Below are 5671 nucleotides of genomic sequence, written 5' to 3'. Positions count from 1 at the left end.
GCTTTACTGCTTCTTCTCTGAACTCATCAGTATATTTTCTAGGTTTTCTTCTTTGGGTCATTTTCACACCTTTGTTGCTGGGTTTATTATCCTTCACAAAAGTGTGCGGTTCCATTTAATCAGATCACTTCACCATCGTGAACGGTTGTATCTTCGTATGTCGCCTTAATGACTGCTCGGCTGTCTAACCAGTAATTAATGCCATAAGCCCAACGCTCCGCTTCGTTAATTTTATTGGTTTCGGCATATTCAACGACGAAATCTGTCCCCTGTAATACATTGAACATTTTTCCAGCCATAAAGGTTGCTTGGAGATACCAACCATTGCGATCAAATGTGATCACTTTGTTTTCTTCATGTTCATCTTCTTCGAAGGCATCGGTTTCTGTTTTGATGTATTCCCCTCTGACGATGTAATGGTTACCAATCCAGTTGATATCAAAGCCAGTTGCTGTAAATCCTAGCTTTTCATCGTCATCGTATTTTGCAGTGTAATAGGAAGCGCCAACCTCAATACCGGGAAGAAAAGCATAAGCAATACGACCGCCAAACGCCTTATCAGAGTTGTTATCCGCACTCGTTGCTTCAAACGCTAGTTCAGGAACTTCCAAAGCGTGATCATCAACTTCTTCATGCTCGTCTTCCTCTTCAGCATGTTCATCGACAACCTCTTCTTCGTGTCCATCCTGCACAGGTTCTTCATCATGGGCATCTTCTTCATCGTCATGCGGAGCCTCGGCAGCAAGACCATTGGTCATATATACATCAAAGAAAACCTTCTGATTTTTACCCAAAGGAATAATGTGTTGAATGCCAACACCAATATCACTCATCACGGGTAACAAACCTTGCATAGGTTGATAACCACCATGACCACCTAACCCGCCATAAATACCGGGAGAAAATGCTGAGCGATTTATCCAACTAGGGTGTTGATTCGGCCCATACTGGCCGAATGGGAGTAGAAATTTACCTGCGGTAAAAGTAGTTGTATCAGAAAGGAAATAATGAATATCAGCGTATTCAAGCTCGACTTCAGTTTCCCCGTTTTCATCGACTGAGATCTCAGTTTCAGCTTCTATATGCATTTTGTCATTGAGACTAAACAAGAAAATAGGTACAAATCGCGCACTGAATGCACTTGTATCCATCAATTTACTGTCTTCGTATTTTACGTCTCCATACCCCGCTAACGCGAAGCGACTATTATTTTGTTGTTCATTCGCTAAGAGGTGCCCACTCGCAACAGCGGTAGCTATTGCAAACGGCAATAATTTGAGCATGTTCATCATGCCTCCCAAAAATATTGTGCTAATTGTTCAAAACAGTTGGTTATTTAAACCAATGAATAAATCGTTCTATTTTTGATGGGACTGGCGAAAAAAAGACGCACTGATCCCGTGATTAGCCAATAATTGGGGGACGATAAGGTAAGAGGTGGATGCCAGAGGCTGGCGGGGGTATCCGTTGAATAATTAAGTCTAAGTTAATATTGCTGTTACTTTCTTCTTCCTCTTGCACAAGATAGGCATTTAAATGAAAGCTTGCACAAAAGCCACCTTCGCAGCAAAGACAATCACCAGCTTTACATTTTTCACACTCCTCATCAGCATGATTGTGCTTAGCATCTTTTGAATTTTCAGCGTGATGGTGACTATTGCTATCCATTGTTTGATGATGCATATTTTTGCTTGGTTGCATAATATGCGTATCGGAAGAGTCCTTATGATGTTCTTCACAATTCATTGGTTTAGTCGCAGCAAAGCCATGCTGCGTAAGCAGCACGGTAATCACCACTATTTTAAACCACTTGAAAAGTCTAAACATTTTAATTCCTTCTATAGTACAACTAACACTAACAGCTTATGCAAATATTTCAATGATCTTGATCAAAGTTTGAACTGAAACTTAGGTTCTAACCCTTGTAACTCTTCTACATCTAAAATGTCTGTGCACTTTTTATTTTATACCTTAGCTCTCTATAACTAATAGGAAGCCAGTACAAAATATAAAAGTTTCACTTAGTAAAGGCTCCATATAGTCTTTAAAGAAAATTAAACCAATTAAAAAGCTGCTCTAACTCCGGCTGTAATTGAGCGCCCTTGTAAAGGCGCAATATCTTTTATAAAAGAAGCATGGTTTCTCACCACTTCATCCAATAAGTTTTGACCGCGAATAAAGAATGTATAGTCAAAAAAACCGGAGCTTAATTGGTAGTTGAATTTAACATCAACCAAAGTGTAACCATCAGTGCTCGTTTCAAACGGCGCAGTTTTATTTTGGTTAAAGTAGCGTCTAGCTGTTACGTCAACAAACCAGTTAGTTGTTTCATACAAAGCTCCAACTCCGAAGCGGATAGGAGGAATTCTTGGCAAATTTTCTCCATTTGAAAGCGTTGCCCTTACATAATCCACTTGGCCTTGAACTGATATTTTATCCAAGCCGTTTTCAAACAAAAGCCAATCTGAATCAATCTCTATACCTTTAAAAGAAGCATCTTTTTGTTCGAATTGGAAGATAGGTAGTTCATCCTCTATCTCGCCAGTAGCTCGTTCATAGATAAAGTCATCATATTTATTGTAGAAACCATTGATTGTAAAATTGAGTTTTCCTAAGTGTTTCCTTAGTGAAATGTCAATATTATTGGCTGTTTCCTTAGCTAGATTAATATTACCTAATTCGTATGTTTGAGTTGCTAAATGTGGACCATTTGAAAGCAATTCTTCTGCATTTGGTGGACGTTGTGCTCTTGAAAGAGCCAGTGCAAACGAGTACGACGGATTAAGTCGCCACAAAGCACCTATCGAGGTACTAAAAGATTTCGTTTCCATTTCCTCTAATATTGCACTTGACGTTACTGTTTGAGTGTCATGACGAAGACCCCACTCTATTTTTATCTCACCAAAACGTTTTTCTTCTACCCAAAATATTCCAGTAGATTTTGTAGTTGATGGCGGTACAAAAGCCTCCTCACCTTGCGCTGAGAAATCACGATTATTAAATTGAATTCCTAGCGCACCTTGCCAGCCACTTACAGCTTCATGCATGATTTCAAGACGAGATTCATCAGCATCGTTTGAAAATACAGTCCCAATTTCTTCTCCTTCCAGCTCAACATGCTGGTAATCATTTTTACCCCACTTTAAGTGTATTGACTTTATTCCATTGAATGGCGAATACAATTTACCCTCAATGTCCGTCCTGTTCTGCTCTATATCAAGTCTAATGAACTCCTCTAGTTTGGACTCTGCTGGCAGTCCATAATTATTAGCATACTTACCTATCGCAACCCCAAAATACCCTTCTTTGCCATCAAATAATGATATACCTGCCGTAGCCCCATTCGCATCAACGTCACTATTAAGTAAATCGCCATTTAGTGAGGACGGTAAAGACTGATCGCCACTATCTCTAAAGTAACCACTTACATGATAAGCTACCATGCCAGTTCCACCATCTAGCCTAGCAACACCAGCTTTTTCATTATTGCCAGAATTGTAACGAATTTCGGCGGAGCCATTTAAAGGCTCAATTGATGATTGATTTGGAATTCTTCCATCAACAACATTGATAACACCACCAATTGCTTCACTACCATAAAGCAATGTGATCGGGCCTTTCAATACTTCAATTTGTTGAGCTAGTAATGGTTCACTAGAAATAGCATGATCTGGGCTTGTTGATGATGCATCCAATGTACCTATACCATTTTGCAAAGCTCTTACACGATTTCCTGATAGACCTCTAATTACAGGGCGACTAGCACCCGCTCCATAAGGTGACGCCGATATACCCGGTTCATCAGCAAGGGTTTCACCAATTGTTGAACCTCGTTTACTAACTAACTCTTCATTACTCAACACATTGACAGGAATAGACATATCAAGTGCCGAGCGTTGCGTTAAACTAGCAGTAACTACTATCCTTTCAATATCAGGTTTATCCAAAATTACATTAGTATTTTTGTCATTTGAAAAAGCAACCCTTTCTACGACAACTAGGCCGCTTGAAAGATGTAGTTGGATGGTATAAGAACCCGGTTTAAGCTTGGATAAACTAAAAGTGCCTAACTCATTTGTTGTAACACTTATCTGAGGCTCAACCAAATGCAATAAGGTATTCTTTACAGGTGTTCCATCTGTAAAAACAATTTTTCCTTCAATAGACTGCGGGGACGCAATCCCTTGGATCGAATAAATTAAACTAAATAATAATGCTATATATTTCATAGCTTCCTCTCATATCAATAACGAGCTACTTCCGTGATATTCTTTGTGAGGAAGTAGCAATAAACTAAACCTCTGCTACCTAGATAGCGGAGGGGAAAACTTTACTTATTCGTTAAACCTAGATACGAGGAGGCCCTCTAATTTCTATTTTTGTGAAAAAACTAGAGGGGTGTAAATCTCTCAAAAATAATATTGGAGAAGGCGGTTGTTTTCTTAAAAGCTTCTGGGAAACAGTACTTCCACAATTGTTATTATCAAAAGGAGTATATTGCGCACAGTGTTGACAATATTCATACGCTATATGCTCTTCATTGTCGTATGTATGAGCAATAGCCAAATGCGAAGTGAACAGAAACGTGAATAATAAACAAAACACATAGCACATCTGTTTTGCATTAAAACCCTTATACTCTGCTCTTAAATTTCTCATCATGTAGCTAGACCATAAAACTTTCATCAACACGCATTATTTTTGAACCGAAGAATTGGAAAACGCCATATTGTTTTTCGTAAAAACGACATAACCGCCATTAATAGCGATACTAAGTACTGTTTGATCCTCAAAAATTATGCTGCCTATGTCGCAGTCATGCTTGAAATCAGTTACCTCCAAATGACTTACAATGAAAAGTTGATCATTCAGTTCGACTAAGATGCCAAAATGCCCGTATTGTCGTATAGCCTCCCTAAAACGTTGAGTATTATCACTCCATGACATAACTCTTCTTTCAATGCTAGGCATTTTCCAATAAGAGGCTAGACTTTCTTGTTGTGGTGTAGCGCTATCATAGATAGTACCTAACTCATTGAGTAAGTTTCTCAGCAAAGATTCCGCAAGCAAGCTTGACTTCACCATTAAAGAGGAAATGGATTCATTTTTTTCAACTTCAAATTGTTCTTGGAGTAAGATATCTCCGCCATCAAGCATATATGTGATTTTGTGTATGCTTACACCTGCAAATTCTGGTAGATCCACAATGTAAGTTAATGGCGTAGGGCCTCTACCTTTAGGTAAAAGTGAGGGATGAATATTAAAGGCATATTTTATATCTGTTATGGGCAGTCTATATCCATAGTCAGCAACGACAAAAAGAGTTACTCCAGATTTTATATATTCATCAAGTTCTTCTTTAGTCGGTCTTAAAGAATGTGTCATTATCTTATGTATGCCACAAATTCGTTTAACGATACTTGCGTTTTCCTCTACATCATTAATATAAACAGCTTCAACACTAAAGCCTTGGTTAACCATAAATGTTAAACAGTTTGAAAAGAGATTATTTCCGAAATAGAGGACTTTCATATTCAATTGATCGTAAACGTCCGGCCAACTGCACATTTCCTGAATTAACCTTTCAATTTAAAGTTGCTCTAATATTTTTTCTTGGAGCAACCTATGCAACGCAGAACACTTGATGATTGGAAATCCCTTGTTGATAAAC

At 38.5% G+C, this 5671-nt stretch carries 4 protein-coding genes; all 4 read right to left on the bottom strand.

Annotation, left to right across the window (positions count from 1 at the left end):
* Positions 1-119: 119 nt before the first annotated feature.
* Complete coding sequence (locus B6K83_RS17950) at positions 120-1283, bottom strand: porin (protein WP_085286219.1); 1164 nt, start codon at positions 1281-1283, stop codon at positions 120-122.
* Between the two features lie 121 nt (positions 1284-1404).
* Positions 1405-1827, bottom strand: a complete 423-nt coding sequence (locus tag B6K83_RS17945) for a hypothetical protein (protein WP_085286218.1) — start codon at positions 1825-1827, stop codon at positions 1405-1407.
* 236 nt (positions 1828-2063) lie between these two features.
* The gene (locus B6K83_RS17940; protein WP_085286217.1) at positions 2064-4229 is read right to left on the bottom strand and encodes a TonB-dependent receptor; all 2166 of its coding nucleotides are present in this window, start codon (positions 4227-4229) and stop codon (positions 2064-2066) included.
* Positions 4230-4695: 466 nt separating this feature from the next.
* A complete protein-coding gene (locus tag B6K83_RS17935; RefSeq protein ID WP_085286220.1) occupies positions 4696-5532 on the bottom strand; it encodes a formyltransferase family protein in 837 nt (278 codons plus the stop codon).
* Positions 5533-5671 lie beyond the last annotated feature (139 nt).

Origin of the sequence: Colwellia chukchiensis, assembly GCF_002104455.1 — a bacterium.
Taxonomy (GTDB): Bacteria; Pseudomonadota; Gammaproteobacteria; order Enterobacterales; family Alteromonadaceae; genus Cognaticolwellia; species Cognaticolwellia chukchiensis.
Note: the sequence above shows the minus strand (reverse complement) of the source record. Positions and strands in the feature narration are given on the sequence as shown.

Excerpts from the sequence above, each read along its gene's own strand:
- B6K83_RS17950 (WP_085286219.1), bottom strand. The coding sequence starts at position 1,283 with ATGCTCAAATTATTGCCGTTTGCAATAGCTACCGCTGTTGCGAGTGGG.
- B6K83_RS17945 (WP_085286218.1), bottom strand. The coding sequence starts at position 1,827 with ATGTTTAGACTTTTCAAGTGGTTTAAAATAGTGGTGATTACCGTGCTG.
- B6K83_RS17940 (WP_085286217.1), bottom strand. The coding sequence starts at position 4,229 with ATGAAATATATAGCATTATTATTTAGTTTAATTTATTCGATCCAAGGG.
- B6K83_RS17935 (WP_085286220.1), bottom strand. The coding sequence starts at position 5,532 with ATGAAAGTCCTCTATTTCGGAAATAATCTCTTTTCAAACTGTTTAACA.